General features: G+C 74.5%; 21 protein-coding genes. 13 read left to right on the forward strand and 8 right to left on the reverse strand.

Annotated features, from left to right (window positions below; all coding sequences use genetic code 11):
* Positions 1–18: 18 nt before the first annotated feature.
* Positions 19–1,566: a polysaccharide deacetylase family protein gene (locus KK617_RS02255; protein WP_277497777.1), complete on the reverse strand. Its 1,548-nt coding sequence runs from the start codon at positions 1,564–1,566 to the stop codon at positions 19–21.
* Positions 1,567–1,726: 160 nt separating this feature from the next.
* Here KK617_RS02255 and KK617_RS02260 point away from each other — a divergent pair, with 160 nt between their 5' ends.
* From KK617_RS02260 to KK617_RS02275, 4 genes are all read left to right on the forward strand, one after another.
* Positions 1,727–2,353 (forward strand): ACT domain-containing protein, encoded by a 627-nt coding sequence (locus tag KK617_RS02260; protein WP_277497778.1) that lies wholly within the window; start codon positions 1,727–1,729, stop codon positions 2,351–2,353.
* 53 nt (positions 2,354–2,406) lie between these two features.
* The gene (locus KK617_RS02265) at positions 2,407–3,096 is read left to right on the forward strand and encodes an NAD-dependent deacylase (RefSeq protein ID WP_277497779.1); all 690 of its coding nucleotides are present in this window, start codon (positions 2,407–2,409) and stop codon (positions 3,094–3,096) included.
* A complete protein-coding gene (locus tag KK617_RS02270; RefSeq protein ID WP_277497781.1) occupies positions 3,093–3,929 on the forward strand; it encodes a hypothetical protein in 837 nt (278 codons plus the stop codon). Before KK617_RS02265 ends, KK617_RS02270 begins: the two co-directional genes overlap by 4 nt.
* Positions 3,930–4,031: 102 nt before the next feature.
* A complete protein-coding gene (locus KK617_RS02275) occupies positions 4,032–4,970 on the forward strand; it encodes a hypothetical protein (protein WP_277497782.1) in 939 nt (312 codons plus the stop codon).
* Positions 4,971–5,032: 62 nt separating this feature from the next.
* On the opposite strand, the gene KK617_RS02280 is transcribed toward KK617_RS02275, so the two are convergent.
* From KK617_RS02280 to KK617_RS02295, 4 genes are read right to left on the reverse strand one after another with little or no spacing between them, the layout of a single operon-like run.
* The gene (locus KK617_RS02280; protein ID WP_277497783.1) at positions 5,033–5,659 is read right to left on the reverse strand and encodes a CPBP family glutamic-type intramembrane protease; all 627 of its coding nucleotides are present in this window, start codon (positions 5,657–5,659) and stop codon (positions 5,033–5,035) included.
* A 10-nt stretch (positions 5,660–5,669) separates the two neighbouring features.
* The gene (locus tag KK617_RS02285; RefSeq protein WP_277497784.1) at positions 5,670–6,617 is read right to left on the reverse strand and encodes an NAD(P)H-binding protein; all 948 of its coding nucleotides are present in this window, start codon (positions 6,615–6,617) and stop codon (positions 5,670–5,672) included.
* A 25-nt stretch (positions 6,618–6,642) separates the two neighbouring features.
* Positions 6,643–8,553, reverse strand: coding sequence for an ABC transporter ATP-binding protein (locus KK617_RS02290; protein ID WP_277497785.1), 1,911 nt, complete (start codon positions 8,551–8,553; stop codon positions 6,643–6,645).
* Positions 8,550–10,328, reverse strand: a complete 1,779-nt coding sequence (locus KK617_RS02295; protein ID WP_277497786.1) for an ABC transporter ATP-binding protein — start codon at positions 10,326–10,328, stop codon at positions 8,550–8,552. Before KK617_RS02295 ends, KK617_RS02290 begins: the two co-directional genes overlap by 4 nt.
* Before the next feature lie 129 nt (positions 10,329–10,457).
* Here KK617_RS02295 and KK617_RS02300 point away from each other — a divergent pair, with 129 nt between their 5' ends.
* A complete protein-coding gene (locus KK617_RS02300) occupies positions 10,458–11,411 on the forward strand; it encodes a hypothetical protein (protein WP_277497787.1) in 954 nt (317 codons plus the stop codon).
* Here KK617_RS02300 and KK617_RS02305 read toward each other — a convergent pair.
* The 3 genes from KK617_RS02305 to KK617_RS02315 form a co-directional block, all read right to left on the reverse strand.
* Positions 11,392–12,312: a M15 family metallopeptidase gene (locus tag KK617_RS02305; RefSeq protein WP_277497788.1), complete on the reverse strand. Its 921-nt coding sequence runs from the start codon at positions 12,310–12,312 to the stop codon at positions 11,392–11,394. The two genes, KK617_RS02300 and KK617_RS02305, sit on opposite strands and share 20 nt — an antisense overlap.
* Before the next feature lie 373 nt (positions 12,313–12,685).
* Entirely contained in the window at positions 12,686–14,215 is a 1,530-nt protein-coding gene (locus KK617_RS02310; protein WP_277497790.1) for an HNH endonuclease signature motif containing protein, read from the reverse strand.
* 340 nt (positions 14,216–14,555) lie between these two features.
* Positions 14,556–15,563 (reverse strand): LacI family DNA-binding transcriptional regulator, encoded by a 1,008-nt coding sequence (locus tag KK617_RS02315; RefSeq protein WP_277497791.1) that lies wholly within the window; start codon positions 15,561–15,563, stop codon positions 14,556–14,558.
* 133 nt (positions 15,564–15,696) lie between these two features.
* On the opposite strand from KK617_RS02315, the gene KK617_RS02320 reads away from it, so the two are divergent.
* From KK617_RS02320 to KK617_RS02355, 8 genes are all read left to right on the forward strand, one after another.
* The gene (locus KK617_RS02320; RefSeq protein WP_277497792.1) at positions 15,697–17,289 is read left to right on the forward strand and encodes a sugar ABC transporter ATP-binding protein; all 1,593 of its coding nucleotides are present in this window, start codon (positions 15,697–15,699) and stop codon (positions 17,287–17,289) included.
* On the forward strand, positions 17,286–18,353 hold the full coding sequence (locus tag KK617_RS02325) for an ABC transporter permease (RefSeq protein ID WP_277497793.1): 1,068 nt from the start codon (positions 17,286–17,288) through the stop codon (positions 18,351–18,353). The genes KK617_RS02320 and KK617_RS02325 overlap by 4 nt, the downstream gene beginning before the upstream one ends.
* Positions 18,353–19,450: an ABC transporter permease gene (locus tag KK617_RS02330; protein WP_277497794.1), complete on the forward strand. Its 1,098-nt coding sequence runs from the start codon at positions 18,353–18,355 to the stop codon at positions 19,448–19,450. The genes KK617_RS02325 and KK617_RS02330 overlap by 1 nt, the downstream gene beginning before the upstream one ends.
* Positions 19,451–19,493: 43 nt before the next feature.
* Positions 19,494–20,519 carry a rhamnose ABC transporter substrate-binding protein gene (rhaS, locus tag KK617_RS02335; RefSeq protein WP_277497795.1) on the forward strand — a complete coding sequence of 342 codons (1,026 nt, stop codon included), beginning with the start codon at positions 19,494–19,496 and terminating at the stop codon, positions 20,517–20,519.
* A 207-nt stretch (positions 20,520–20,726) separates the two neighbouring features.
* Positions 20,727–21,176, forward strand: coding sequence for an L-rhamnose mutarotase (locus KK617_RS02340; RefSeq protein ID WP_277497796.1), 450 nt, complete (start codon positions 20,727–20,729; stop codon positions 21,174–21,176).
* The gene (gene rhaI / locus KK617_RS02345; RefSeq protein ID WP_277497797.1) at positions 21,173–22,336 is read left to right on the forward strand and encodes an L-rhamnose isomerase; all 1,164 of its coding nucleotides are present in this window, start codon (positions 21,173–21,175) and stop codon (positions 22,334–22,336) included. The genes KK617_RS02340 and rhaI overlap by 4 nt, the downstream gene beginning before the upstream one ends.
* An 81-nt stretch (positions 22,337–22,417) precedes the next feature.
* Positions 22,418–24,457: a bifunctional aldolase/short-chain dehydrogenase gene (locus KK617_RS02350; RefSeq protein ID WP_277497798.1), complete on the forward strand. Its 2,040-nt coding sequence runs from the start codon at positions 22,418–22,420 to the stop codon at positions 24,455–24,457.
* A 132-nt stretch (positions 24,458–24,589) separates the two neighbouring features.
* Positions 24,590–26,110, forward strand: coding sequence for a rhamnulokinase family protein (locus KK617_RS02355; RefSeq protein WP_277497799.1), 1,521 nt, complete (start codon positions 24,590–24,592; stop codon positions 26,108–26,110).
* The last annotated feature ends 24 nt before the right edge of the window (positions 26,111–26,134 follow it).

Below are 26,134 nucleotides of genomic sequence, written 5' to 3' on the forward strand. Positions count from 1 at the left end.
CCCGCCGCCGGCTGTGCCTCAGCCGGTGGGGCGCTGCGTGTAGGTGACGCCCGGCTCGGGCGTGCCGAGCAGGGTGGAGACGGTGACGGGCACGAGGCCGCGCTCGCGCAGGCCCGCGACGATGCCGGGCAGCGCCGCGAGCGTCGCCGGCCGCTGCTCGTGGAGCAGCACGACGTCGCCGGGGCGGCTGCGATCGAGGACCCGGCGCGTGAGCTCGGCCGCGTCGGCCGCCGCGCCCAGCTCGACCGGTGCCGCGTCGTCGGGGTCGACCGACCACAGCACCTGCGCGAGGCCGGCCGCTCCGGCTCGGGCCAGCACGCCGGGGTCGGTCGCGCCGTACGGCGGGCGGAAGAGCACCGGTGCGGTGCCCGTCGCGTCCTCGATCGCGGTCGCCGTGCGGTCGATCTCGCGCTCGACGTGGCGGCCGCCGAGCCGCGTCAGGTTCTTGTGGTCCCAGGTGTGGACCCCGATCTCGTGGCCGGCGGCCGCGATCGCCGCGGTGGCGTCGGGGTAGGTCGCGACCTGCTGGCCCACCACGAAGAACGTGGCGGGGGCGTCGACCGCCTCGAGCGCGGCGAGCAGGTCGGCCGATCCGGGTCCCGGGCCGTCGTCGAACGTCAGGGCCACGCACCGCTCGACGGCACAGTCCACGGCGGGCTCGGCCGGCTCCCCGGTCCCGGTGGGCTCGGTGGGCTCGGTGGTCCCGGTGGCCTCGGCGGACGCCGTACCGCCGCTCGCCTCGCCGCCCGGCGCCGGCACGGCGCCGTCGGGCGCGGGCGGGAGCGTCGGCTCGACGAGGGCGTCGCGGGCGCGCTCGCCGAGCGGGGACAGCAGCTCGTCGGTCGCCTCGACGGGCAGCACGACGGTGATGCGCCCCGTGCGGCCCCCGGCCAGCTGGTGCCCGTCGAACCCGACGAAGAGCTCGCCGTTCTCCGTGAACGCCAGCACGGGCACGCCGGCGGCGAGCACGGTGGTCAGCGAGACGGGGTCGACGGCGTCCTGGCCGGCGAGGGCCTCCGTGACCGCGTCGGCGAAGCGCGCCGGGTCCGCCAGCAGCGCCGAGTTGGGCACGACGGCGGCGTCGCGCGCGTCGTACCAGGTCGTGGCCCAGGTGTCGGTGGTCGTGCCGTCGGCGTGCACGGAGGTGTCGAGCAGCACCCCGGCGACGTCGGGCGCCGAGCCCACGAGGCTCCAGGTGCCGTTGAGCTCGCTGGTCGACGGCGTGCCGGCGGCGGGGGCCGGGTGGGCGGTGCGGTACGCCGCCACGCCGGCCCGCACGCGCTCGGCGAGGACCGTGTCGACGGGGGCGAGCCCCAGGTCGGGCCAGGCGACGGCCACCTGTGCGGCCTCGTCGACGACGAGGCGGGTGCCGGCGTCGGGGGCGTCCTCGAGGACGGCGGGGTCCACGACCGCGGGGTACGTGTCGACCGTCACGACGGGGTCCTCCACCGGCGGCTGCGACGGCGCCAGCTCGTGCGGCTCGTCGGGCTCGGCGGCGGTGTCGTCGGAGCAACCGGCCAGCATCAGGCCGGTCGCGAGGAGCGCGGCGAGGGCGCGGCGGCGCATGGGTCTCCGCTCTGCGGTCGGGTGGTGAGCGCGGCCATCATGCCAGCCACCGGGGGCGGGCCCGCGGACACGGGGAGGGCCGGTCACCGGACACGGGGGTGGGCGGGGGTGGCAGCCACTATCGTGGCGTCCGCCCGACCCCGACCGACAGGCCCGAGTGATGCCCTTCCTCCTGCGTGTGGAGCTGCCCGACGTGCCGGGCTCGCTCGGCCGTGTCGCGAGCGCGATCGGCGAGGCGGGGGGCGACATCGAGGCCATCGAGATCGTCGAGCACCGCGGCGACGGCACCGCGGTCGACGACGTGCTCCTCGAGACCGCGCCCGGCGCGATGCCCGACTCGATCGTGTCGGCCTGCAACGCCCTCGACGGCGTGCGGGTGGTGTGGATCAGCCGGTACGCGGCGGGCGGCAACCTCTTCCTCGACCTCGAGGCGGTGGAGGACCTGACGGCCCACCCCCACGAGGCCCTCGACCGCCTGGTCGACCTGCTGCCCATCACGTTCCGCGCCGACTGGGCGGTGCGCTCGCGCCGGGCCCGGGACGGCAGCGCCGACCTCGTGCACGCCACGGGGGCGGCCCCCGGCACCGTGACCTGGTTCCCGCTGCACGACCGGCCGGCCCGCCTCGAGGCGCCGGGCGACGAGATCAACGTGCTGTGCGGCGTCCCGCTCGGCGAGCGCGAGCAGATCGTCGTGGGGCGCCGCGGCGGCCCCGACTTCCTCGACTCCGAGCTCGCGCGCATGGGCCACCTCGTCGCGCTCGCGGGCACGATCGCGCGCCAGGGCTGAGACGCGGACCCTCCGGTGACGGCGGTCACGGCGACCGGGTGGAGAATGCGGTCATGCGCATCGTGGTGCTGACGGGGGCGGGCATCTCCGCGGAGTCGGGTGTCCCGACCTTCCGGGACTCCGACGGTCTGTGGGAGGGGCACCGCGTCGAGGACGTCGCCACCCCGGAGGCCTACGAGATGCAGCCCGGGGTGGTCCAGGCCTTCTACGACGCCCGGCGCCAGGCGCTGGCCACGGTCGAGCCGAACCCGGCGCACCGCGCCCTCGCGCGGCTGGAGGAGCACCTGGGTGACGACTTCCTCCTCGTCACCCAGAACATCGACGACCTCCACGAGCGCGCCGGGAGCACCCGTCTCATCCACATGCACGGCGAGCTGAAGTCCGCGCTGTGCAGCAGCTGCGCCCAGCGCTCGGAGTGGCTGGCGGACCTCGCCGACCTGCCGCCGTGCCCCCGGTGCGGCCAGTGCGACCTGCGCCCCGACGTGGTGTGGTTCGGCGAGATCCCCTACCGGATGCGGGAGATCGAGGACGCGCTGGCCGAGGCCGACCTGTTCGTCTCCATCGGCACGTCCGGCGCGGTCTACCCCGCGGCCGGGTTCGTGCAGGTCGCCCGTGCGTACGGCGCGCACACCCTCGAGCTCAACCTCGTGCCCAGCGAGGGCCGCTCGATGTTCCACGAGGCCCGCCACGGCCGCGCCGGCGAGGTCGTGCCGGTCTGGGTCGAGGAGCAGCTCCGGCGATGAGCGCGCGACCCGGGCGCGCCCGCGGGCGGTGGGTCCGCCGTACCGGTGTGGGGACGGCGCTCGTCGTCCTGGTCGCGACGGCCGCGTGCAGCAGCGACGGCGCGGGTGACGGGGGCGGGCGAGGGGACGCGAGCGGTACGCCGGTCCCCGGCGCCGGCGTGCCGACCGACCGGGCGGCGGCCGAGCGCTTCGCCCGGCTGCCCGCCGACTCGGTCGGCGCGGCGGTGCTGGCCGACATGGTCGACGTCTCCACGATGCAGGCCCGCGTGCGCACCACCCACCGCGGCCTCGACGTCGTCGCCCGGGTCGCGGTCGACGCGGACGCGAACTGCGCCGGCTCCCTGAGCATCGGCGACGGCACCGTCGAGCTGCTGCGCACCGGCGGGGACGTGCACGCCTCCTTCGACCAGGCCCTCCTCGAGACCCTCGGCCACTCCCCGGCCGACGCCGCCGCCATCGTCGAGCGCGCCGGCGACCGGTGGGTGCTGCTCGACGTCGCCTCGGGCCTCACCGACGTCGGCCTCGCCTGCCAGGCGGCCGTCGACGCGCTCGGCGGCGCCCTCTTCTCGCCCGACGGCGACGCCGACCTCAGCGTCGACGGACTGGGGGAGCTCGACGGCGAGCCGGTGCTGGTGGTCTCGCGGACGGACCCGGTGCACGGGCCCACCACCGCCCGGGTGCGTGCCACCACCCCGCACCGCTACGTGCAGGTCGAGACCCTGCGCGACGGTCGGCCGCTGGTGGTCGACCAGGTCGAGTACGACGCGGAGGTCGAGGTGCCCGTGCCGGAGGAGCGCGGCGTCGTGGACTCCGTGGACGTCGGCCTGAGCTGAGCCCGTGGACGGGTACGGCGGCCCTCAGGAACGGCGGGTAGCGTTCGCCGTCGGCGCGTCGAGGTGACGTGGCCCACGTCGAGCGGTCGATCGGAGCAAACCGTGGCTGAGCCCCCGGAGGAAACCGTCGAGGTCGAAGAGACGTTCACTGAAACACGTCGAGTGAAGGTGTCTCGGCCCTCCGACGACGGCGTCACCCTCGTGCGCGGCGGGGTCAGCCCGACCCGGCGACGGGTCCCCGACCGCAAGGTGCTCCTCGGCGGCGCCGCGGCCCTGGTGGTCGTGGCCGGCGCCGCGGTGGCCCTCACCCAGGTCGGCGGCGACGACGACGGCGATGGCGGCGGCGAGGACAACGGCGTGGCCGAGAAGTCGATCGGCGAGATCGGCGCCGAGGTGGACGCCGCGATGAACGGCCTCACCTCGGTGCGCATCGTCATCGCCCCCACCGGCGGGGAGGACGCGTTCTCCCTCGACCTGCGGGTCGACGACGCCGGCGAGTGCGAGGGCACCTACGAGGCCCAGGGCGTCGAGGCCACCGTGCTGAGCGTCGACGACCGGTTCTTCTACCGGCCCAGCGCGAACTACTGGGAGACCTCGGGCCTGGACGCCGCCACCGCGGCGACGCTGCAGGAGCTGGTCGGGGACCGCTGGATCGACGGCTCCGAGACCGCCGGCGTCTCCAGCCTGGGCACGCTCTGCTCCGGCGGCGTCGAGGCGCTCACCAGCGACGCGTACGACGCGACGGCCTTCGAGCAGGACGGCTGGACCGTCGGCGAGGAGGACGAGGTCGACGGCCGGCCGGCCGTGCGCCTCGAGCGGGAGGACGACGACGCCGGGTCGGCCGTGACGCTGTGGGTCGCGACGACCGGGGAGCCCTACGTGCTGCGCGCCGACGTCGCCGAGGGCGAGACGAGCGCGTCGTACACGCTCTCGGAGCAGGACGAGCCGCTCGGCCTGGAGGTGCCCGCACCCGAGGAGATCGTGCCGCCCGAGGAGCTCGTCGCGGCCGTCGGCGACGGGGCCACCGCACCCCCGGGCTGAGCCCGGTCCCGCCCCGGTCCGACCCCCGGTCGGACCCCGGGCTCGCGGCGGGCTGCTGGGGGCTACAGCGGCGGGAAGAGCGGCGGCAGCGCGAACAGCATGCCGACCGACCAGGTGACGTGCGTGATGGCGCCCGCGAGGATGCCGTGCGTCGCCTGCCGCTGCAGCGCCGTCACGACGCCGAGCAGCAGGGCCGCGAAGGCCAGCATGACGTTGCCGGTCGCGGCGGTGGCGACGGCGTAGACGACCGTGGTCACCACGACCGGGTGCCGCTCGACCACGTCGAAGAGCACGCCCCGGAAGAACATCTCCTCGGCGACGCCGGCGGCCATGGTGATGAGCAGGATGCCGATGGTCACCTCGCCGCCGGTGAACGACATGACGCGGCGGATGGCCTCGTCGAGCGGCCCGATCTCGCGCACGACGAGCGCGCCGAGCACGAAGACGCCGACGAGCACGAGGCCGAGCAGGAAGGGTCCGACGACGGGTGGCCGGCCCGGCGGCGGGCCCACCCGGCCGAGCCGCACCGGCCCGGCGAGCAGCGCGCCGCCCGCCCACACGGCGGCGAGCAGCACGGTGACCACGTAGAACGCGGTCGAGCCGGGCTCGGTGCGCAGCATCATGGCGAGCACGACGGCCCCGGCCACGACGGTCGCGATGGCGGTCGTGCGCATGCGGTCGGCGGTCACGGCGCCGGGGTCACCTCTCGGTCGGGGTGGTGGCCTGCTCCGCGGCGCGCTCGGCGATCGCGCGGCGGACGGCCTCGGCGTACGACAGGGGCTCCCCGGGCACGAGCTCGCGGATGGAGTCGTCGGTGACGACGACCTCCACCCCCATCGAGTCCACGAGGTTGCGGCCGGTCGTCGTGTCGACGTCGGTGACGAGCGACAGCCAGCGCGAGGAGAGCCGGGGGCTCAGCACGGGGACGGGGAGGATCGGCGGCGCGTGGCCCTTGATGACCTTCGCCGCCTCGCGCAGCATCCCCAGGTAGTCGAGGCGGTCGGGCCCGCCGATCTCGAAGACGCGGTCGAGGGCTTCCTCGCGGTCCGCGACCCCGACGAGGTAGCGGGTGACGTCGTCGACGGCGATCGGCTGCGTCAGGGTCTTGACCCACCTGGGGGCGACCATGGCGGGCAGCTTGTCGACGAGCTGGCGGGTGATCTCCCACGAGATGCCGCCGTGGCCGACGACGATCGCGGCGCGCAGCACGGTGACGGGCACGCCGCTCTGGCCCAGCAGGTGCTCGACCTCGCGGCGGGAGCGCAGGTGCGGCGAGAGGTCCTCACCGTCGGCGCCGAGGCCGCCCAGGTAGATGATCTGCCGCACCCCGTGGGCCGCGGCGGCCTGGCCGAACGCGCGCGCGGCGGCTGCGTCCTTGGCCTCGAAGTCGTCGGCGTCGAGCGAGTGGACGAGGTAGTAGGCGACGTCCACCCCGGCCAGCGGCTCGGCCAGCGTGCCCGGGTCGTCCACGTCGCCGTGGACCGGGGTGCCCTGCCCGGCGTAGTCCTCGGGGTGGCGGGTCATCGCACGCACCTCGTGGCCGTCGGCGACGAGGGCGGGCACCAGGCGCCGGCCGACGAATCCGGCGGCTCCGGTCACCAGCACGCGCAGGCGCGGCGCGGGCGAGGTCTCGCTCTGCTCGGGCACGCCCCCCAGCATGCCGGGTGGGTGGTCAGTGGGCGGTGCGCGCGTGCCAGGCCGCCGAGAGCCGGGCGTAGTGCCCGTCACCGGCCGCGAGCTGCGCCGGGGTGCCCTCCTCGACGACCCGCCCGTCGGCCATGACGAGCACCCGGTCGCTGGCCTCCGCCTGCGTGAGGCGGTGGGCGATGGTCAGCGTCGTACGCCGGTCGGTCACCGTCGTCGCGGCCCGCTCCAGCTCGCGCACACCGGTCGAGCCGGCGTCGGCGGTGGCCTCGTCGAGCACGACGACGAGCGGGTCGGCGAGCTCGACGCGGGCCAGCGCGAGCAGCTGGGCCTGGGCCGGTGTCAGCGGCGTGCCGCCGGCGCCGACCACGACGTCGAGCGCAGCGGTCCCGTCGGCCGTGCTTCCGCCGCCCGCGTCGCCGCCCGCCAGTGCGCGCACCCACCCGGCGGCGCCGAGCCGCTCGAGCACGGCCCACAGCCGGGCGTCGTCGGCGTCGGGGGCGGCGAGCGTGAGGTTGTCGCGCAGCGTGCCGGCGAAGACGTGCACCTCCTGGGTGACGAGCGCGACCGGCAGGCGGCCGCCACCGCGGGCCGCGAGCAGGTCGGCGAGGGGGGTGCCGCCCACGAGCACGGACCCCCGGGTCGGGGCGATGCGGCCGGCGGCGACCTGGCCCAGCGTGGACTTCCCGGCCCCGCTGGTGCCGACGACGGCGACCCGCTCGCCGGGCGCGAGCACCAGGTCGACGTCGGCGAGCACCGGGCGGCCGGGCACGTAGGCGTGGCCGACGCCGCGGAGCTCGAGCGTCGCCGTACCGGGGGTGCCGGACGGGGTGCCGGACGGGGTGCCGGACGGCGTGCCGACCGAGGGGCCGGGCGCGGGTACGGCGGGAGGCGTGGGGGCCGCGGGCAGGCCGGCGACGCCCGCCACGCGGGTCAGCGAGGCGCCGGCGGACTGCACCTCGCCGAAGACGAAGAGGATGACGCCGATCGGGTTGAAGAGGCGGTGGAAGAACAGGGCGGCCGTGGTGACGGCGCCGATGCTCACGGGGGCGCCGAGGTCGCCGCGCACGAGGAAGAAGCCGGTGCCGAGCACGATGAGGAGCCCGATGAGCTCCGAGCGGTTGGTGCGCTGGCCGAAGCGGGTGAGCAGCTCCCACACGCGCAGGGTGAGGCTCGCGGAGCGCCACGACGCGTCCTCGACGCGGCGACGGTGGGCCTCGCCGAGGCCGTGGGCGCGCAGCGTCGCGCTGCCGTGCACGGCGGTGACGAGCGCCTGGGCCCGCTCGCCGTTCGCGAGGCGCTCGGCGCGGTAGAAGGGGCCGGAGCGGGGGAGGTACCAGCGCAGGCCGAGCGCGTAGAACGGCAGGGCGGCCAGCCCGGCGAGGCCGAGGCGCCAGTCGAGCGCGAAGAACCCGACGGCCGTGAACGCGATCGCCACGACCGAGCGCACGAGCATCGGCAGGATCGTCGTCACCGCCTCGGCCAGCACGCGCACGTCGTCGCCGACGCGGGAGAGCAGGTCGCCCTCGCCGGCGCCCTCGACGACCGCGTGGTCGAGCGCGAGGGCCCGGTCGAGAACGTCCTCGCGCAGCGACGCCAGGGCCGGCTCGCCGGCGCGGGCGAGGAAGGTCACCGACGCGGTCGTGGCGACCAGCTCGACGAGGGCCGCTACCGCGATCGCCGCCGCGCCCCACCCGACGACGGCCCGTGCGCCGTCCCCGGGGTCGGCGACGGCGTCGACGACCTGGCCGAACACCACCGGCGCGACGAGGCCCGCGAGACCCGAGAGCGCGAACATCACGGCGGCGACCACGAGGGGGCGGCGGTGCCCGTCCAGCGCCCGCCACGCCAGCGCCGCCGCCTCGCGCGGCGCAGCGACGGGCAGCAGCGCGCGGTCCGAGATCGGAGCCGGGGCCGGGGTAGGAGAAGGAGCGGTCATCGCAGCACCGCGTCGCGGTAGGTGGCGTCGGTGGCGAGCAGGTCGGCGTGGGTGCCGGCGGCGGCGACCCGGCCCTCGCGCAGGTGGAGCACGCGGTCGGCGAGGTCGAGCAGCGCCGGGCTCGAGGTGACGACGAGCGTCGAGCGGGCGGGGTCGGCGGGGTGCGCCGTACCGCTGCGGGAGCGGGGGTGGCGCAGGCCCGCGAGGCCCGCGGCGACCCGCTGCTCGGTGACGGCGTCGACCGCGGTGGTCGGCTCGTCGAGCACGAGCACCGGGGGGTCCGCGGCCAGCGCGCGGGCGAGCGCGACGCGCTGCTGCTGCCCGCCCGAGAGGCTCGAGCCGTGGGCGGCGACGGGGGTCGCGAGGCCGTCGGGGCCGAGCGCCGCGACCTCGTCGGCCGCGGAGGCGGCGAGCACGGCGTCGCGGCGCGCGCCGTCGAGTGCGCCGGCCGGGTCGACGTTGTCGGCCAGCGTGCCCTCGAAGAGGTCGACGCGGTGGCCCGCGACGAGCAGGTGGCGGTGGCGCTCGGCGAGGTCGAGGGCGTGGAGCGGTACGCCGCCCAGCGTGGCCGCGCCGCGCACCGGCACGGTCTCGGCGCGCAGCACCTCGAGCAGGGACCGCGACGCCGCCGGGTCGTCGACCACGAGCGCGACGAGCTCGCCGGGCGCGACCTCGAGGGTGAGCCCGGTCAGCGGGCCGGCGTGGACGTCGTCGAGACGTACGGCGGTCCCCGCGCCCGCGGGCCGCTCGCCGTGCAGCTCGAGCTCGGGGGTGGCGAGGAAGGTGACGAGCCGGTCCGCCGAGGCGCGGGAGGCGGCCAGCGCCGCGATCGTCGCGGCACACATCTGCAGCGGCTCCGCCAGGAACTGCGCGAGGCCGACGACGGCGACGAGCTCGCCGACGCTGAGGTGGCCGTCGACGGCGCGCAGCCCGGCGAGCAGGGCCACGACGGCGAGGAAGAGCATCGCGGCGCCCGCGGTGGCGCCGTACAGCAGGCCCTCGGAGCGGGCGGTGGCCACACCGGCGCGGGCGGCCTCGCCGCTGGCGGCGCGGTAGCGGGCCAGCGCGACCGCCTCGCCGCCGATGCCCTTGAGGGGCCGCAGGCCGGTGACGACGTCGGTGGCCAGGCCGGACGCGCGGGCGATGCGCTCCTGCGCGACGGCGGTACGGCGGGTCAGCCGCGGCGCCAGCGACTGGGACAGCAGCAGCACGAGCGGGGTGCCGACGAGCACGACGAGCCCCAGCAGCGGGTCGATGGCGAGCAGCAGGACGACCGCCACGAGGAGGCCGCACAGCGCGGCGCAGCTCTGCGCGACCTGGCGGACCACGGCGGTGGCGACGTCGGCGTCGGCCGTGGCCAACGAGAGGACCTCGCCGGGCAGGGCGCCGGTGCGGGCCCCGGCGGGCGCGAGCACGTGGTCGGCCACCTCGGTGCGGATGCGGTGGGTCTCCGTCTGCATCGCCCGCCACGCGACCTGGGAGCCGAAGCGGTAGGAGAAGCTCAGCACCGCGAACAGCACGCACAGCCCGACCGCCGCGATCGCCAGGTTCCTCAGGTCGCCGGTGGCGACGGCGCGGTCGATCGTGAGGCCGATCGCGACGGGCACGAGTGCCTCGCAGACCTGCCAGGTGGAGATGAGGGCGAACGCGGCGCCGAGCCGGCCGCGGTGGCGGCGCAGCGTGCGTCGCAGGAGGGCGGCGCCGGTGGCGGGCCGGGCGTCGACCACCGGGGGCGGCGGGCTCTCCGGGTCGGGGAGCAGGCGGAGGCGGCGCACGTGAGGGAACCCTAACCGACGCCGGCGGGCGGGTTCGCCGGTGCTCGCCCGGGGTACGGAACCGCCGGGCCGCGGCGCGCGTCCCAACCGCGAGGGCCGGGCGGACCGGCCGCAGGAGGAGGAGGCGGGATGACCCACGCGCGAGCCCGCGGGCGTACGGCGGTGCTCGCCGCCCTGCTGGTCGCCGCGGCCGGCCCGGTGCTCGCCGGGTGCGACGGCGGCCGGTTGCTGGGCGGCGGGTCGGGGCTGCCCGGTACGACGGGGCCGTCCGCCGGCGAGCCGGGTGGCCCGGGTGAGCCGGGGGAGGGCCGGGAGGGCCGGGTCGAGGGCCGGGTCGAGGCGCGGCTGGTCGTCGACGAGCCCGTCGACGACGTGGCTCCGGGGCACCACCCCCTCGAGCTGCGCGCGGGGGAGGAGCCGCGGCCGGAGGTCGCCGAGGTCGATGCCGACCTGCCGGACCTCGCGCCCGGAGTGCGGCGTTTCCAGTTCGTGGACGACGCGTGCGGGCGGGTCGGCGAACCGGTCCTGTGGGAGCGCGACGGCACCGTCGGTGTCGCCACTCCGCGCGGCAGCGAGCACCAGGCGCTCGACGACCCCGACGGCGTCCACTGCGCGGAGCCGGACTGGGAGGTCTACGTCCTCGACGTCGCGCCCGAGGTCGCCCGCGACGAGCTCCCGGACGTGGTCGTCGAGCGCGTCGAGAGCCGGCAGGTGCCGGTCGACCTCGCGCGGGTCGAGGCGGCGACGGGGCTGGAGGTCGGGACGGGCCGCGAGGTCGAGGGGGCCGTCGAGGTGCCCGTGACCGTGGAGTCGGAGTGGAGCCCGGTGACGGTGGCGGCGCCAGCCCCGGCGTACCGGCGGTTCGCGTGGCTCCTCGCCGCCTGCGAGACGGGTGGCCCGCTGCAGCCCGCACCCGACGTCGTGGCGGAGTTCGAGGCCGACGCCACGCACCTGCGGCCCGAGTGGCCGGACGTGGGGGCGACGTGCGACCCCGACGAGCCGTACCTCCTCGTCGTCGACGTGCGCGCCGACGACCTGCCCACGACCGTCGAGCTCGGCCCGGCTACCGCCCGTTCCGGCTGAAGTGCTGGGGGTCGGACAGCGTCCGCCACGCGCCGCCCCACTCCCAGCCGACCGCGGCGAAGGCGCGGACGACCGCGTCGTCGGGCAGCACCATGCCGGGGCGGACGGCGGTGCGGTCGGTGTACGACGTCGCCAGCTCCGGGATCACCACCCGGGCCGCGCCCGCGCCCTTGTCGTAGGGGTTCTGGAACGGGTTGACGTCCACCGCCGTGCCGTAGGCGTGCTGGGAGAACGCGGACTCGCCGGTCGTCGCGCGGCAGACGAACGACTCCGTCGTGTTCCCGTCGCCCGTCGGTGGCGCGTCGAGCGCTGCCATCGGGGTGACCCGCATCGCCTCGATCGGGAAGCGCGCCGCGTAGAGCGTGCGGAACACCTTCACCAGGTCGTCCGCGACGTCCGCGGCGACGAGCAGCTCGCCGGTGTGCCGGGCGTCGTCGAAGCCCCAGAAGGTGAGACGCACCCACGCCAGCTCCCGCGCCGCCACCGGGCAGCCCGGCCGCCACGTCGACCGCGCCAGGACGTCGGCGGGTGCCGGTGAGGTGACCTCCGCCGCGTAGCCGTCCCCCGGCAGCGGCGCCAGCTCGTCCGGCAGCGTGAAGCGCCGCGGGTCCAGCTCCGGCGGGGTGGGCTGCGGCGCGACCGACCCGTCCGAGCGCACGGGCAGCACGCGCGTGCCGAGCCACGCGGGTGGTTGCGTACCGGGTGCGGGTGCGGGTGCGGGTGCGGGTGCGGGGGCGGCGGTCGTGGTCGCCGGCTGGGTGGTTGCGGGCGCGGCCGCCGTCGGGGCCGCGGCGCGCGGCGTTTCCGCGGGCTCCGGGTCGTCGGGCGCGCCCGCACACGCCGCGAGCAGCAGCGCCGTCGTCACGACGGTGACCGTCGCAGAACGGAGACGTCGACCCACCCGACGACCGTACGACGTGCCCACCCGCCGCGGCGGCACGTGCGTGGGTACGGCGGCGGTCGAGGTGGCCGGGCGGGTACGGCGGTGGTCGACGTGGCGGCGTCCTGGTGGTCGAGGCGGCGGGCGCGTCCCGGTGGTTGAGGTGGGTGCGCTAGCACCCCTCGAAACCACGCCGGGACATGCCGGTGGTGGGGGTCGTCCGGTGGTTGAGGTGGCCGCCCCGGCGGCCCTCGAAACCACGCCGGGACATGCCGCTGGTGGGGGTCGTCCGGTGGTTGAGGTGGCCGCCCCGGCGGCCCTCGAAACCACGCCGGGACATGCCGGTGGCCCCGCCACGTGGTGCTGGGTGGCGGGGTCGGCGCTGGTGACGGGACTAGTTCAGCGGTGTGGTGCCGGTCGAGTCGACGGCGTACTGCAACCCGTGCGGACTGGTCCAGATGTAGGTGCCGAGCAGGTCTCGGCGGTAATGCCATCGCCGGTCGGGCGGACCGGTGCCGGGCGGGTCGATGCCCGTCGGTTCGTTCTCCGGTGGGCTGACCCCCGTCGGCGACGGGTGGGTCTTGGCGCGGTGTTCGCCGCGGCACAGTGGCGCCAGGTTGCTGGTGGAGGTCTGTCCGGCGCCGGGTGCTGCTTCCCACCGGTAGGGCTGGATGTGGTCGAGATCGAGGCCCCTGGCTGGTCGGCCGCAGTAGGGGAAGGCGCAGGTGGCCCGGTCGAGCCGGACCCGTTCGGCGATGCGGTCGGGGATCTCGTACGCGTCCACCGCCACGTGCTCGTTCAGGTCGATGACGGGCTTGACGGTGATCGTCGTGCCCGGGGTGTGGCACCAGTCGCGGACCTGGTCGGCGGTGATGAGGTCCCGGGTGTTCTCGAGGCGGGCCAGGTCGATCCCGACGCCACCGGTCGCGGTATCGACGCCGGGCCCCGCCGCCAAGTCGTCGGCGGAGCGGTTCCCAGCGATGGCGGCGTCGCTGAGGTGGACGTAGAGCACGACCTTCCGGGCCGGGGTGCGCGTCGAGGCTGCACGTCCGCCGGCGTCGCCGGCGTCGTCAATGACGCCGTACAGGTCAAGTGCGGTCTGGCGGCGGGCGAGCTCACCCACCGCCATCGAACGGCGGACGTCGAGGTCGGCGTCGCAGCCCGCGGCGGCGAGGTCGGCAGCCACTCGTTGAACGGCGTTGTCCAGGTCGAGGGCGTCGGCGATGTCGAGGGTGCCGTGCACGGGCACGACCCCGCTCCAGGGCGAGGCGGTGTCGACCGGGGTGGTCTCGATGGTGAAGTACCGGGCCTCGTCCGCATCGGCGCGGTCGAGCTCGGCGTTCTCGGGGTCGAAGCGCGCTACCGCTTCGGCGACGAGCCGTTCGACGGTCGGCATCGTGGCGCGGTGCGCGACGGGGGCGAGGTTGCGGTCCACGAAGTCGGCCGCCTCGGCAGTCAGTGTCCGGGTGAGAGCGGCGATCTTGCGGGCCCGCCACACCGGCAGCGCGCGCTTCTGCGTGGCCGGGTCGGCGCCGGCGAGGACCCGGGCCCACAGCCGCGGGAGGCGGTGGCGCAGCTCGACCGCGTCACCGACCAACGGCCGACCGGAGGTGACGGAGCGGCCGAGGGCCGCGGAGATCTCGTAGAGGCAGAACTCGGAGACCATGGGTGCGCCCGGGCCGCCGAGCTCGAGGAACCGGTCGCCACCCGGTACTGAGCTGGGGTCTTCGTGCCGGAGCCCGAGCGGCCCGATGGGGTCACCCACCACCCCGTCGGTGTGGGCCTCGGCCCAGTCAGCGACCGCCACGAACGCCGTTACCTCGGCGGCCATCTGGGTCGCCGAAGCGGCTCGAGCGGTCGCGAGCAGCGCCGTCGTGTCGACGGCCGGAGGGCCCTCGACGACGGCGGTGCTCGGGTGGTTCATACCGACAACGCTAGAGGTGGCCACCGACAGTCTCGGCCGGGAGCGCGGCGGGCTGGGGAGAAGAGAATCAGCGATCTCGCGTGTCCTCGGAGCGCCAGCCGGCGGCCGCTCCCGAGGTGGTTTCGAGGGCCGCCGGGGCGGCCACCTCAACCACCGGTGCGCGGCCGCCGAGTCGCCCACCAGCACGGATCGCGGCGATCGCCCCCGACGGACCGCCCCTGGGCCCCGATCCGGCCGCGTTCGCCGCGATCGGTGCCCCGCCGCGATCGGTGCCCCGCCGCGATCGGTGCCCCGGGGCGATCGGCAACAGCCGCACCCGCCCCGCGGCCCGCCGTACCCCTCAGGCGACGGTGGAGCGGCGCACGACGAGCTCGGGCTCGAGCACGATGTGCTCGACCTGTGACCCGGCGGGGTCGGCGATGACGTCGAGCAGGCGCGACGTGGCGGCCTCGCCCATGGCGACGGCGGGCTGGCGCACGGAGGTCAGGGGGATGGCGGCGGCGGCGGCGAAGTCGATGTCGTCGTAGCCGACGAGGGCGATGTCGTCCGGCACGCGCACGCCGCGCAGCGTGAGGGTCTGCAGCACGCCGAGGGCGATGAGGTCGTTGGCCGCGAAGATCGCGTCGGGCCGGCGGGCGGCGGGGAGGTCGAGCAGGTCGCGGGCGCCGGTGCGGCCGGCCTCGACGTCGAGGGTGGGTACGTCGAGGTGCACGATCTCGCCGGACCCGTGCTCCTCGACGGCGGTGCGCGCGGCGCCGAGGCGGTGCTTGATCTGACTGAGGTCCTCGGGGCCGCCGATGAAGGCGATGCGGCGGCGGCCGATCTCGAGGAGGTGCTGCGTCGCGAGGCGCCCGCCGAGGGAGTCGTCGACGGAGACCGAGGAGAACTCACGGGCACCGGTCTTGCGGTCGACGACGACGATCGCGGTGCCGCGGTCGCGCAGGCGCCGCAGTCGGTCGAGCACCTGGCCGGCGGGGGTGACGAGCACGCCGGAGAGCCGCTGCTCGGCGAACAGGTCGAGGTAGGCGACCTCGCGCTCGTGGTTCTGCCCGCTGTTGGCCAGCACGAGGGGGCGCCCGACCTCGGCGAGGCGCTGCTCGACGCCGTGGGCGACGGCGGTGAAGAAGGGGTTTGCGATGTCGAGCACGATCATGCCGATGCTGGCGTTGGTGCCGCGGCGCAGCTGGCGGGCCGCGTCGTTCGGGACGAAGCCCAGCTCGCTGATGGCGGAGAGGATGCGCTCGCGCGTGGCGGGCGAGACCTTCTCCGGGTGGTTGAGCGCGTTGGAGACGGTCCCGGGGGAGACGCCGGCGAGGCGGGCGACGTCGCGCACCTGGGCCTCGGGCATGTCGCGGACGTTAACACGATTCAACGGAATCGGTTGACAGTGTCGTGACTGCCGTCATAGCGTGCGTGACGCCGCTCATATTGAAACGATTTAAGACCGAGCGGCAGTTCCCCCGAACGAGGAAGCAGGTCCCATGCCTGACCCCCTGACGAAGGCGTCCGCGCCGGCCACGACACCGGCGACCCCGGTGCTCGAGATGGCCGACGTGCGGAAGTCCTTCGGTCCCGTCGCCGCGCTGCGGTCGGGCACCATCACCGTGCACCCCGGGTCGATCCACGCCCTGGTGGGGGAGAACGGCGCAGGCAAGTCGACGCTCATCAAGATCGTCGCCGGCGTCCACCGCCGCGACGGCGGCACGCTGCGCTTCGAGGGCCGCGACGTCGACTTCACGTCGACCGCGGAGTCGAAGGCGGCCGGCATCGCCGTCATCTACCAGGAGCCCACGCTGTTCCCCGACCTCTCGGTCACGGAGAACATCTTCATGGGCCGCCAGCCCCTGGGCCGCGGCCGCCGCATCGACCGGGCCGCGATGCTCGCCGAGACCCGCTCGATCTTCGCCCGCCTGGGCGTCGACATCGACCCGAAGCGCCCCGCGCTCGGCCTCTCGATCGCCGACCAGCAGATCATCGAGATCGCCAAGGCCATCTCGCTCGACGCGCGCCTCCTCATCATGGACGAGCCCACCGCCGCGCTGTCCGGCGTCGAGGTCGAGCGCCTCTTCGCCGTGGCCCGCAGCCTGCGCGACGAGGGCCGCGGCCTCGTCTTCATCTCCCACCGGTTCGAGGAGGTCTTCGCCCTCTGCGACCAGGTGACGGTCATGCGGGACGGTGAGTACGTCGCGACCACCGCCATCGCCTCCACCACGCCCGACGCGATCGTCGAGATGATGGTCGGCCGCGAGGTCGGCGAGCTCTTCCCGAAGCAGCCCGCCACCATCGGCGAGCCGGTGCTGCAGGTCGAGGGCCTCAGCTCCGCCGGCACCTTCCGCGACATCTCCTTCGAGGTCCGCGCGGGCGAGATCGTCGGCCTGGCCGGCCTCGTCGGCGCGGGGCGCAGCGAGATCGCGCGCGCCGTCTTCGGCGTCGACCGCTACGACGCCGGCTCGGTGCGGATGCACGGCAAGGCGGTCAAGCCCCGCCGCCCCCGCGCCGCGATCGCCGCCGGCATGGCCTTCGTCCCCGAGGACCGCCGCAAGCAGGGCCTCGTCGTGGACAACTCGGTGGCCCACAACGTGGCCGCGGTCATCCGCACGAAGCTCGACAAGCTGGGCCTGCTCACCACCGCCGCCGAGAACAAGGCCGTCGCCCCGTGGGCCGACCGCCTCGAGGTCAAGACCAACGCGCTCGACATGGCCGCGACCACGATGAGCGGCGGCAACCAGCAGAAGGTCGTCATCGCCAAGTGGCTGGCCACCGAGCCGGAGCTGCTCATCATCGACGAGCCCACGCGCGGCATCGACGTCGGCACGAAGTCCGAGGTGCACCGGCTCCTCTCCGACCTCGCCGGCCAGGGCCTCGCCATCCTCATGATCTCCTCCGAGCTGCCCGAGGTGCTCGGCATGGCCGACCGCGTCCTCGTCGTCCGCGAGGGCGAGATCACCGCCGAGCTCAGCCGTGAGCAGGCCACCCCGGAGGCGGTCATGAAGGCCGCCACCGCCGGCCACGAGTCCACCGGCGAGCTCGCCCCCGTCCTGCCCGACGCCCTCCTGAAGGAGGTGCGCGCATGAGCGCCACCTTGACCAAGCCGGAGCCCCACTCGGCCCCCGGCCCGGGTGCCGGTACGCCGGGACGCGGCGCCGCTGCCCGGGGCGCCCTCGGCGCCGCGCTGCGCTCCCGCGAGATCGCCGTCGCGATCTTCCTGCTGGCGGTCATCGCCGTCGCGACGGTGCGCAACGACAGCTTCCTGCTGACCGGCGACGGCTGGCGCGACCTCCTCCTGACGCCGTCCATCCTGCTGCTGCTCGCGGCGGGCCAGATGATGGTCATCGTCACCCGCAGCGTCGACCTGTCGGTCGGCTCGACGATGGCGCTCACGGCGTACCTGACCGGCCGGCTGTTCATCGACGTGCCGGGCATCCCGATCATCGTCGTGGTGCTGGCGGGCGTCGCGCTCGGCGCGTTCCTCGGCGTGATCAACGGCGTCCTCGTGGCCTACGCCCAGGTGCCGGCCCTCGTCATCACGCTCGGCACCATGTACATCTACCGCGGCATCATGCTCACCTGGGCCGGCAGCGACCGGATCAACGCGAGCGACATGCCCTCGGGCTTCCTCGCGCTGGGCACCAAGTCGTTCCTCACCATCCCGCTGCTGACGATCGTCGCGGTGGCCGTGGTGGCCATCGTCGGCTACTACCTGCACACGGCCCGCTCGGGCCGCGAGCTCTACGCCATCGGCTCCGACCCCGACGCCGCGAAGCTCTACGGCCTCAAGGTGCCGACCCGCGTGCTCACCGCCTTCGTCCTGTGCGGCGCCCTCGCCGGCCTGGCGGGCGTCGTCCACGCCGCCCGCTACGGCACCGTCAGCTCCGGTGTCGGCAACGGCATCGAGCTGCAGGCGGTCGGCGCGGCCGTCATCGGCGGCGTCGCGATCTTCGGCGGCTCCGGCACGGTATGGGGCGCGGCCATCGGCGCAGTCCTGCTCGTGACGATCAACCGGGCGCTCCCGATCCTCGGTATCCCCGACTTCTGGCAGCGCGCCGTCGTCGGTGCCCTCATCCTCGGCGCGGTCGTCCTCGACCGGATCCTCGCGCTGCGCCAGGCCCGCAAGTTCGACGAAGAGAGGGAAGGCTGATGTCCGCCTCCACCCCCACGAAGGCCCCGACCGCGGCGGGCCCGGGCACCGGAGCGAGCGCGGCGCGCACGTACCCGTCGTACGCCCGCCCGGCCTGGCAGCGCTGGCTGCTCACCCGCGAGACCGCGATCATCGCGCTCCTCGTCGTGGTGCTCGTCTGGGCCAACGTCAACGTCCCGAACTTCGACGGCCCGCTGACGGTCTACTACCTGTTCCTCGACCTCATGCCGATCCTGCTCATCGCCCTGCCGATGACCATGATCATCATCACCGGCGAGATCGACCTGTCGGTGGCGAGCACGGTCGCGCTGACCAGCGTGCTCACCGGCGTGCTGTTCGCCGACGCGGGCCTGTCGTTCACGATGGCCGCTCTCGCGGCGATCGCGGTCGGCGCGCTCTGCGGCGCCTTCAACGGGTTCCTCGTCGGGTACGTCGGGCTCCCCTCGCTGGCAGTCACGATCGGCACGCTCGCCCTCTACCGCGGCATCGCGGTGGGCCTGCTCGGCACCGAGGCCAAGACGGGCTTCCCCGAGGAGTGGACCGACCGGGTCAAGGAGCGCTTCGGCGAGACCAGCTACCCCCAGGTGCTCGTGGTCTTCCTCGTGCTGGCCGTCGTCTTCGCCGCCCTGCTCCACTTCTCCGGCTTCGGCCGCGGGGTCTACGAGATCGGTCTCAACGACGAGGCGGCGCGCTTCAGCGGCGTCGACGTGGCCCGCACCAAGCTGGTCCTGTTCCTGCTGGCCGGCGCCGTCTCGGGCCTGGCCGGCGTCTACTACACGCTCCGCTACGACCTGGCGCGCGGTGACGCCGCCACGGGCATGGAGCTCCAGGTGATCGCCGCCGTGCTCCTCGGCGGGGTCTCCATCTTCGGCGGCCGCGGTGCCCTCCACGGTGTCGTCGCCGGCGTCCTGCTCATCGGTGTCATCTCCAGCGCCATGCGCCTGCAGGGTGAGACCGAGAACGTCACGACGATCGTCATCGGGCTCCTGCTCGTGGCGTCGGTCGTGGCACCCCGCTTCCTCGCGTGGGCCTCGGGGCGCATGCCCACGGGAGCGAAGGGGCCGCTCGGCCGCCTCGGACGGCGCCCATCCGCGTGATCTCGTCGCACATCGACGTCACCACCATCGAAAGGCAAGAACGATGAAGTTCAACACCCGGCGCGTCTCCGCGCTCGTCGCCCTCACGCTCGCCGCGAGTGCAGCCCTGACCGCCTGCGGGTCCGACGACGGCGAGGGTGGCGGTGGCGGCGACTCGGCCTCCACCATCACCTTCCTCCCGAAGAACCTCGGCAACCCGTACTTCGACGCCTCCAGCACCGGTGGCGAGCGTGCCGTCGGCGAGTTCGACGGCACCTTCGAGGAGGTCGGCCCGACCACGGCGACCCCCGACGCGCAGGTCCCGTTCATCAACACGGCGGCCCAGCAGGGCGTCGGCGCCCTCGTCGTCTCGGCGAACGACCCGACCGCCCTGGGCTCCGCGCTCGAGGAGGCCCGGGACGCGGGCGTCAAGGTCGTCACCTTCGACTCCGACGTCGACCCCGAGTACCGCGACATCTTCGTCAACCAGGCGTCCGCCGAGGGCATCGCCCAGACGCAGGTCGACCTCATCGCCGAGCAGATCGGCGAGGAGGGCCAGGTCGCGATCCTGTCCGCCGCGGCCAACGCGACGAACCAGAACGCGTGGATCGAGCTCATGGAGTCCTACGCCGCCGAGACGTACCCGAACATCGAGATCGTCGAGACGGTCTACGGCGACGACGACGACCAGACGTCCTTCGACAAGACCGCGGCGCTGCTGCAGTCGAACCCGGAGCTCAAGGGAATCATCAGCCCGACCACGGTCGGCATCGCCGCCGCGGCGCGCTACCTCTCGACGTCGCAGTACAAGGGCCAGGTCGCGCTGACCGGCCTCGGCACGCCGAACCAGATGCGCGAGTTCATCGAGGACGGCACCGTCACCTCGTTCGCGCTGTGGAACCCCGAGGACCTGGGCTACCTGGCCGCGCACGCCGCCCACGCGCTCGTCGAGGGCGACATCACCGGCGAGGAGGGCGACACCTTCACCGCCGGCGACCTGGGCGAGTACACCGTCGGCGCCGACGGCGAGGTCCTCCTGGGCGACCCGACCGTCTTCACGTCGGAGAACATCGGCGACTTCGACTTCTGATCGGTCGACCAGGTCGTACGCCGACCCCCGGCCGCCCGCGGCCACCCGCAGCACCTGATCCACCGCAGCACCGCAGCACCTGAACCACCGCACGACCCGCGCTCGCGGTGCCAGCGGTAGTCGAGGACTACCGCTGGTACCGCGACCGGCCGGAACCCCGCGGTGGCGTAGGATTAAAACGATTCAATCCCGTCTCGAGGAGGTCCCGTGCAGCGCGTCTGCTTCCAGCTCCAGGTGAAGCCCGACCGCCTGGCGGAGTACCGCGAGCGCCACGCCGCCGTGTGGCCCGACATGCTCGAGGCGCTCCACGCGTCCGGCTGGCGCAACTACTCCCTGTTCGTGCGTCCCGACGGCCTGCTCGTCGGGTACGTCGAGGTGACCACGACCATCGAGGACGCGCAGGCCGCGATGGCCGCCACCGAGGTCAACGCCCGCTGGCAGGCCGAGATGGGCGAGTTCTTCGTCGACCTCGACGGCGCCGCCCCCGACACCGGCTTCCTGCGGCTCGAGGAGGTCTTCCACCTGGAGGACCAGCTCGCCGCAGCGAGCTCCAGCACCACCGGCACCAGCGCACCGGGCACCACCGCACCGAGCCCCACCGACCACAGCGACAGCGCGGCGGCCGCGAGCCGTCGTACCGAGGGAGACCCCGCATGACCAGCTTCACCGCCATCACGCCGACGCTCGAGCGCCTGGCGATCGAGGTCCCCTCCTGGGCCTACGGCAACTCGGGCACGCGCTTCAAGGTGTTCGGCACCCCGGGCACCCCGCGCTCGGTGGAGGAGAAGATCGCGGACGCCGCGACCGTCAACCGCTTCACCGGTCTCGCGCCGGCCGTGGCGCTGCACATCCCGTGGGACCTCGTGGACGACTGGGCGGCCCTGCGCCGCTACGCCGAGGACCTGGGGATCGCGCTGGGCACGGTCAACTCGAACACGTTCCAGGACGACGACTACAAGCTCGGCGCCCTGACGCACACGGACCCGAAGATCCGGCAGAAGGCCGTCGACCACCACTTCGAGTGCATCGACGTCATGGACGCCACCGGCTCGCGTGACCTGAAGATCTGGCTCGCCGAGGGCTCGAACTACCCGGGCCAGGCCGACATGCGCGGCCGCCAGGACCGCCTCCACGAGTCGCTGACGAAGATCTACGACCGGATCGGCGAGGACCAGCGCCTCGTACTCGAGTACAAGTTCTTCGAGCCGGCCTTCTACCACACCGACGTCCCGGACTGGGGCACGTCGTACGTGCAGGTCAGCGCCCTGGGCGACCGCGCGAAGGTCTGCCTCGACACGGGCCACCACGCGCCCGGCACGAACATCGAGTTCATCGTCGCCCAGCTGCTGCGCCTGGGGAAGCTCGGCTCGTTCGACTTCAACAGCCGCTTCTACGCCGACGACGACCTCATCGTGGGCTCGGCCGACCCGTTCCAGCTCTTCCGCATCATGGTCGAGGTCATCCGCGGGGGCGGCCTCGACGCCGACTCCGACGTCGCGCTGATGCTCGACCAGTGCCACAACATCGAGAAGAAGATCCCCGGCCAGATCCGCTCCGTGCTCAACGTGCAGGAGATGACGGCCCGGGCGCTGCTGCTCGACCGCGAGGCCCTCACCGCCGCCCAGGAGGCCGGCGAGGTGCTCGAGGCGCACGAGATCTTCATGGACGCCTTCTCCACCGACGTCCGCGCCGACCTCGCCGCCTGGCGCGAGGAGCGCGGCCTTCCCGCGCACCCGATGAAGGCGTACGCCGCGAGCGGCCACCAGGAGGGCCTCGAGGCCGCCCGCGTCGGCGGCACGCAGGTCGGCTGGAACTGACCCGCCCCGCCTGCCGCACCCCGGACGCACCGACCCGACCGCACACCCTCACACCCTCACACCCCAGAGGAACCACCCGAGATGACTGATCTCACCGTCCCCCAGCAGCTGATCGCCCGGTCCAACCGCCTGGGCTCGGACCCCAAGAACACCAACTACGCCGGCGGCAACACGTCCGCCAAGGGCACCGAGACGGACCCGGTGACGGGCCAGCCCGTCGAGCTCGTGTGGGTCAAGGGCTCGGGCGGCGACCTGGGCACGCTGAAGGAGGCCGGGCTGGCGGTGCTGCGGCTCGACCGCATGCGCGCGCTCGTCGACGTCTACCCGGGCATCGAGCGCGAGGACGAGATGGTCGCCGCGTTCGACTACTGCCTCCACGGCAAGGGCGGCGCCGCGCCGAGCATCGACACGGCCATGCACGGCCTCGTCGACGCCGCGCACGTCGACCACCTCCACCCCGACTCCGGCATCGCGATCGCGACCGCCGCGGACGGCGAGGCGCTGACCAGCAAGATCTACGGCGACAAGGTCGTGTGGGTGCCGTGGCGCCGCCCCGGCTTCCAGCTGGGCCTCGACATCGCGGCCATCAAGGAGAAGAACCCGCAGGCGGTCGGCTGCATCCTCGGCGGCCACGGCATCACCGCGTGGGGCGACACGAGCGACGAGGCCGAGGCCAACTCGCTGTGGATCATCGACACCGCCGCGGCCTACATCGCCGAGAACTCCAAGGCGGAGCCCTTCGGCCCCGCCCTCGACGGGTACGGCGCGCTCCCCGAGGCCGAGCGCCGGGCGAAGGCCGCCGCGCTCGCGGGCACCATCCGCGGCATCGCCAGCAAGGACCGCCCGATGGTCGGTCACTTCAGCGACGCTGACGTCGTCCTCGACTTCCTCGCCGCCGCGGAGCATCCGCGCCTGGCGGCCCTGGGCACCTCCTGCCCCGACCACTTCCTGCGCACCAAGGTGAAGCCCCTCGTGCTCGACCTGCCCGCCTCGGCGAGCGTCGAGGACTCGATCGCGCGGCTCAAGGAGCTGCACGAGGCCTACCGCGAGGACTACCAGGGCTACTACGACCGCAACGCCACGGCCGACAGCCCGGCGATCCGCGGCGCGGACCCGCTCATCGTGCTCGTCCCCGGCGTCGGCATGTTCAGCTTCGGCAAGGACAAGCAGACCGCCCGCGTGGCCGGCGAGTTCTACACCAACGCCATCAACGTCATGCGCGGCGCCGAGGGCCTCTCGACGTACGCCCCCATCGACGAGGCGGAGAAGTTCCGCATCGAGTACTGGGCGCTCGAGGAGGCGAAGCTCCAGCGCATGCCGAAGCCGAAGCCGATGGCCTCGCGCATCGCGTTCATCACCGGTGCCGCCGGCGGCATCGGCAAGGCCACGGCGAAGAAGCTGGCCGCCGAGGGCGCGTGCGTCGTGATCGCCGACCTCGACCTGGCGAAGGCGCAGGCCGCGGCCGCCGAGATCGGCGGCGCCGACGTCGCGCTCGGCGTGGCGGCGGACGTCTCCGACGAGGTCGCGGTGCAGGCCGCGATCGACGCCGCGGTGCTCGCCTTCGGCGGCATCGACCTGGTCGTCAACAACGCCGGGCTGTCGCTGTCGAAGTCGCTGCTCGACACCACGGGCGAGGACTTCGACCTCCAGCACCGCGTGATGGCCAAGGGCTCGTTCCTCGTCTCCAAGGCCGCGGCCACGGTGATGATCGCCCAGGAGATGGGCGGCGACATCATCTACATCTCCTCGAAGAACTCGGTCTTCGCCGGCCCGAACAACATCGCCTACTCGGCCACGAAGGCGAACCAGGCCCACCAGGTCCGCCTGCTGGCCGCCGAGCTCGGCGCCCACGGCATCAAGGTCAACGGCGTCAACCCCGACGGCGTCGTCCAGGGCTCCGGCATCTTCGCCTCCGGCTGGGGCGCCAACCGCGCCGCCGTCTACGGCGTGGAGGAGAAGGACCTCGGCAAGTTCTACGCGCAGCGCACCATCCTCAAGAAGGAGGTGCTGCCCGAGCACATCGCCAACGCGGTGTTCGTGCTCTGCGGCCCGGAGATGACCCACACGACCGGCCTGCACGTGCCGGTCGACGCGGGCGTCGCCGCCGCGTTCCTCCGCTGACCCCCGCGCCGAGGAACCCCTGACGGCTCCGGCGGCGGGCGCCGATCCCGCCCGCCGCCGGGCCACCCCACCCCGCAGCACCCACCGGCAGCACCCCGCACGACCCACCCCGCACCGAGAAGAGGACGAGCCGTGACCCCCGACCTGCCCACCCCGCGCCCCGGTGACCTGCGGGTGGCGGCCGTCGACCTGGGCGCCACCAGCGGCCGGGTCATGGTGGCGGTCGTCGGGCCCGGGCGGCTCGAGCTGGCCGAGGTCCACCGCTTCCCCAACGGGGGCGTGAGCGCGGGCGGGTCGCTCTACTGGGACGTGCTGGGCATCCACCGCGAGGTGGTCACCGGCCTGCGCCGCATCGCGGCCACCGGCCCGCTCGACGGCATCGGCATCGACTCGTGGGCCGTCGACTACGGCCTGCTGGACCGCGACGGCGTGCTGCTCGGCAACCCCTACAGCCACCGCGACGCCCGCACGGTCGGGGTGCCGGAGCAGGTGTGGGAGACGGTGCCCGCCGCCGAGCTCTTCGCCCGCACCGGCCTGCAGCACCTGCCGTTCAACACCGTCTTCCAGCTCGCCGCCGCCCGCGGCACGGCCGCGCTCGAGTCGGCGCAGACCCTGCTGCTCCTGCCCGACCTGCTCGGCTACTGGCTGACCGGCGAGATCGGGGCGGAGCGCACCAACGCCTCCACCACGGGCCTGTACGACGCCACGACCGGCACGTGGGCGACCGACCTCGCCGCGCGCCTCGGCATCCCGTGGTCGATCCTGCCGCCGCTGCGCGAGGCCGGCGACCGCGTCGGCACGCTGCTGCCCGACGTGTCGGCGGCGCTGGGCCGCGGCGCCGACGAGCCGCCGGTGCCCGTCGTCGCGGTGGGCTCGCACGACACGGCCTCCGCCGTCGTCGGGGTCCCGGCCGCGGCGGGCGAGCGGTCGGCGTACATCTCCTCGGGCACGTGGTCGCTCGTCGGCCTCGAGCTGCGCGCCCCGGTGCTCACCGAGGAGGCGCGGGCTGCGAACTTCACGAACGAGGCCGGCGTCGACGGCACCGTCCGCTACCTGAAGAACGTCATGGGCCTGTGGGTGCTCTCGCAGTCGGTGCACACCTGGGAGCGCGACGGCTCGACGGTCGACCTGCCCGGCCTGCTCGCCGAGGCCGCCGCGCTGCCCGCACTGCGCACCGTCGTCGACATCGACGACGCGAGCCTCCTGCCGCCGGGTGACATGCCCGCGCGCATCCGCGCGCTCGCCGCAGCAGCGGGAGAGCCGGTGCCCACCACGCGCGCCGAGGTCGCCCGCACGGTCGTCGACTCGCTCGCCGTCGCCTACCGCCGCCACCTGCGGGCCGCGGCGGAGACGTCGGGCCAGGGCTTCGACGTGCTCCACGTCGTGGGCGGCGGCACGCACAACACGCTGCTGTGCCAGCTCACGGCCGACGCCGTCGGTGTGCCCGTCCTCGCCGGTCCCGGCGAGGCGGCCGCGCTCGGCAACGTGCTCGTCCAGGCCCGCACCCTCGGCGCGGACCTCCCCGACCTGACCGCCATGCGCGCCCTGCTGCGCGAGACCCACCAGCTGCGCCGCTACGAGCCGCGCGACCACCTCGACTGGGCCGCCGCGGAGCGACGCGTCCAGACCGCCCGACCGACGCCCGTCGGCTGAGCGTCCCCGGCCCTCCCCGGCCCC

It is taken from the genome of Nocardioides sp. ChNu-99, assembly GCF_029493445.1.
In the GTDB taxonomy this organism is placed as follows: Bacteria; Actinomycetota; Actinomycetes; order Propionibacteriales; family Nocardioidaceae; genus Nocardioides.

Coding starts and splice junctions, on each gene's coding strand:
- KK617_RS02300 (WP_277497787.1), top strand. CDS start 10,458: ATGACCCACGCGCGAGCCCGCGGGCGTACGGCGGTGCTCGCCGCCCTG.
- KK617_RS02270 (WP_277497781.1), top strand. CDS start 3,093: ATGAGCGCGCGACCCGGGCGCGCCCGCGGGCGGTGGGTCCGCCGTACC.
- KK617_RS02350 (WP_277497798.1), top strand. CDS start 22,418: ATGACTGATCTCACCGTCCCCCAGCAGCTGATCGCCCGGTCCAACCGC.
- KK617_RS02260 (WP_277497778.1), top strand. CDS start 1,727: ATGCCCTTCCTCCTGCGTGTGGAGCTGCCCGACGTGCCGGGCTCGCTC.
- rhaI (WP_277497797.1), top strand. CDS start 21,173: ATGACCAGCTTCACCGCCATCACGCCGACGCTCGAGCGCCTGGCGATC.
- KK617_RS02320 (WP_277497792.1), top strand. CDS start 15,697: ATGCCTGACCCCCTGACGAAGGCGTCCGCGCCGGCCACGACACCGGCG.
- KK617_RS02310 (WP_277497790.1), bottom strand. CDS start 14,215: ATGAACCACCCGAGCACCGCCGTCGTCGAGGGCCCTCCGGCCGTCGAC.
- KK617_RS02330 (WP_277497794.1), top strand. CDS start 18,353: ATGTCCGCCTCCACCCCCACGAAGGCCCCGACCGCGGCGGGCCCGGGC.
- KK617_RS02325 (WP_277497793.1), top strand. CDS start 17,286: ATGAGCGCCACCTTGACCAAGCCGGAGCCCCACTCGGCCCCCGGCCCG.
- rhaS (WP_277497795.1), top strand. CDS start 19,494: ATGAAGTTCAACACCCGGCGCGTCTCCGCGCTCGTCGCCCTCACGCTC.
- KK617_RS02255 (WP_277497777.1), bottom strand. CDS start 1,566: ATGCGCCGCCGCGCCCTCGCCGCGCTCCTCGCGACCGGCCTGATGCTG.
- KK617_RS02315 (WP_277497791.1), bottom strand. CDS start 15,563: ATGCCCGAGGCCCAGGTGCGCGACGTCGCCCGCCTCGCCGGCGTCTCC.
- KK617_RS02290 (WP_277497785.1), bottom strand. CDS start 8,553: ATGACCGCTCCTTCTCCTACCCCGGCCCCGGCTCCGATCTCGGACCGC.
- KK617_RS02265 (WP_277497779.1), top strand. CDS start 2,407: ATGCGCATCGTGGTGCTGACGGGGGCGGGCATCTCCGCGGAGTCGGGT.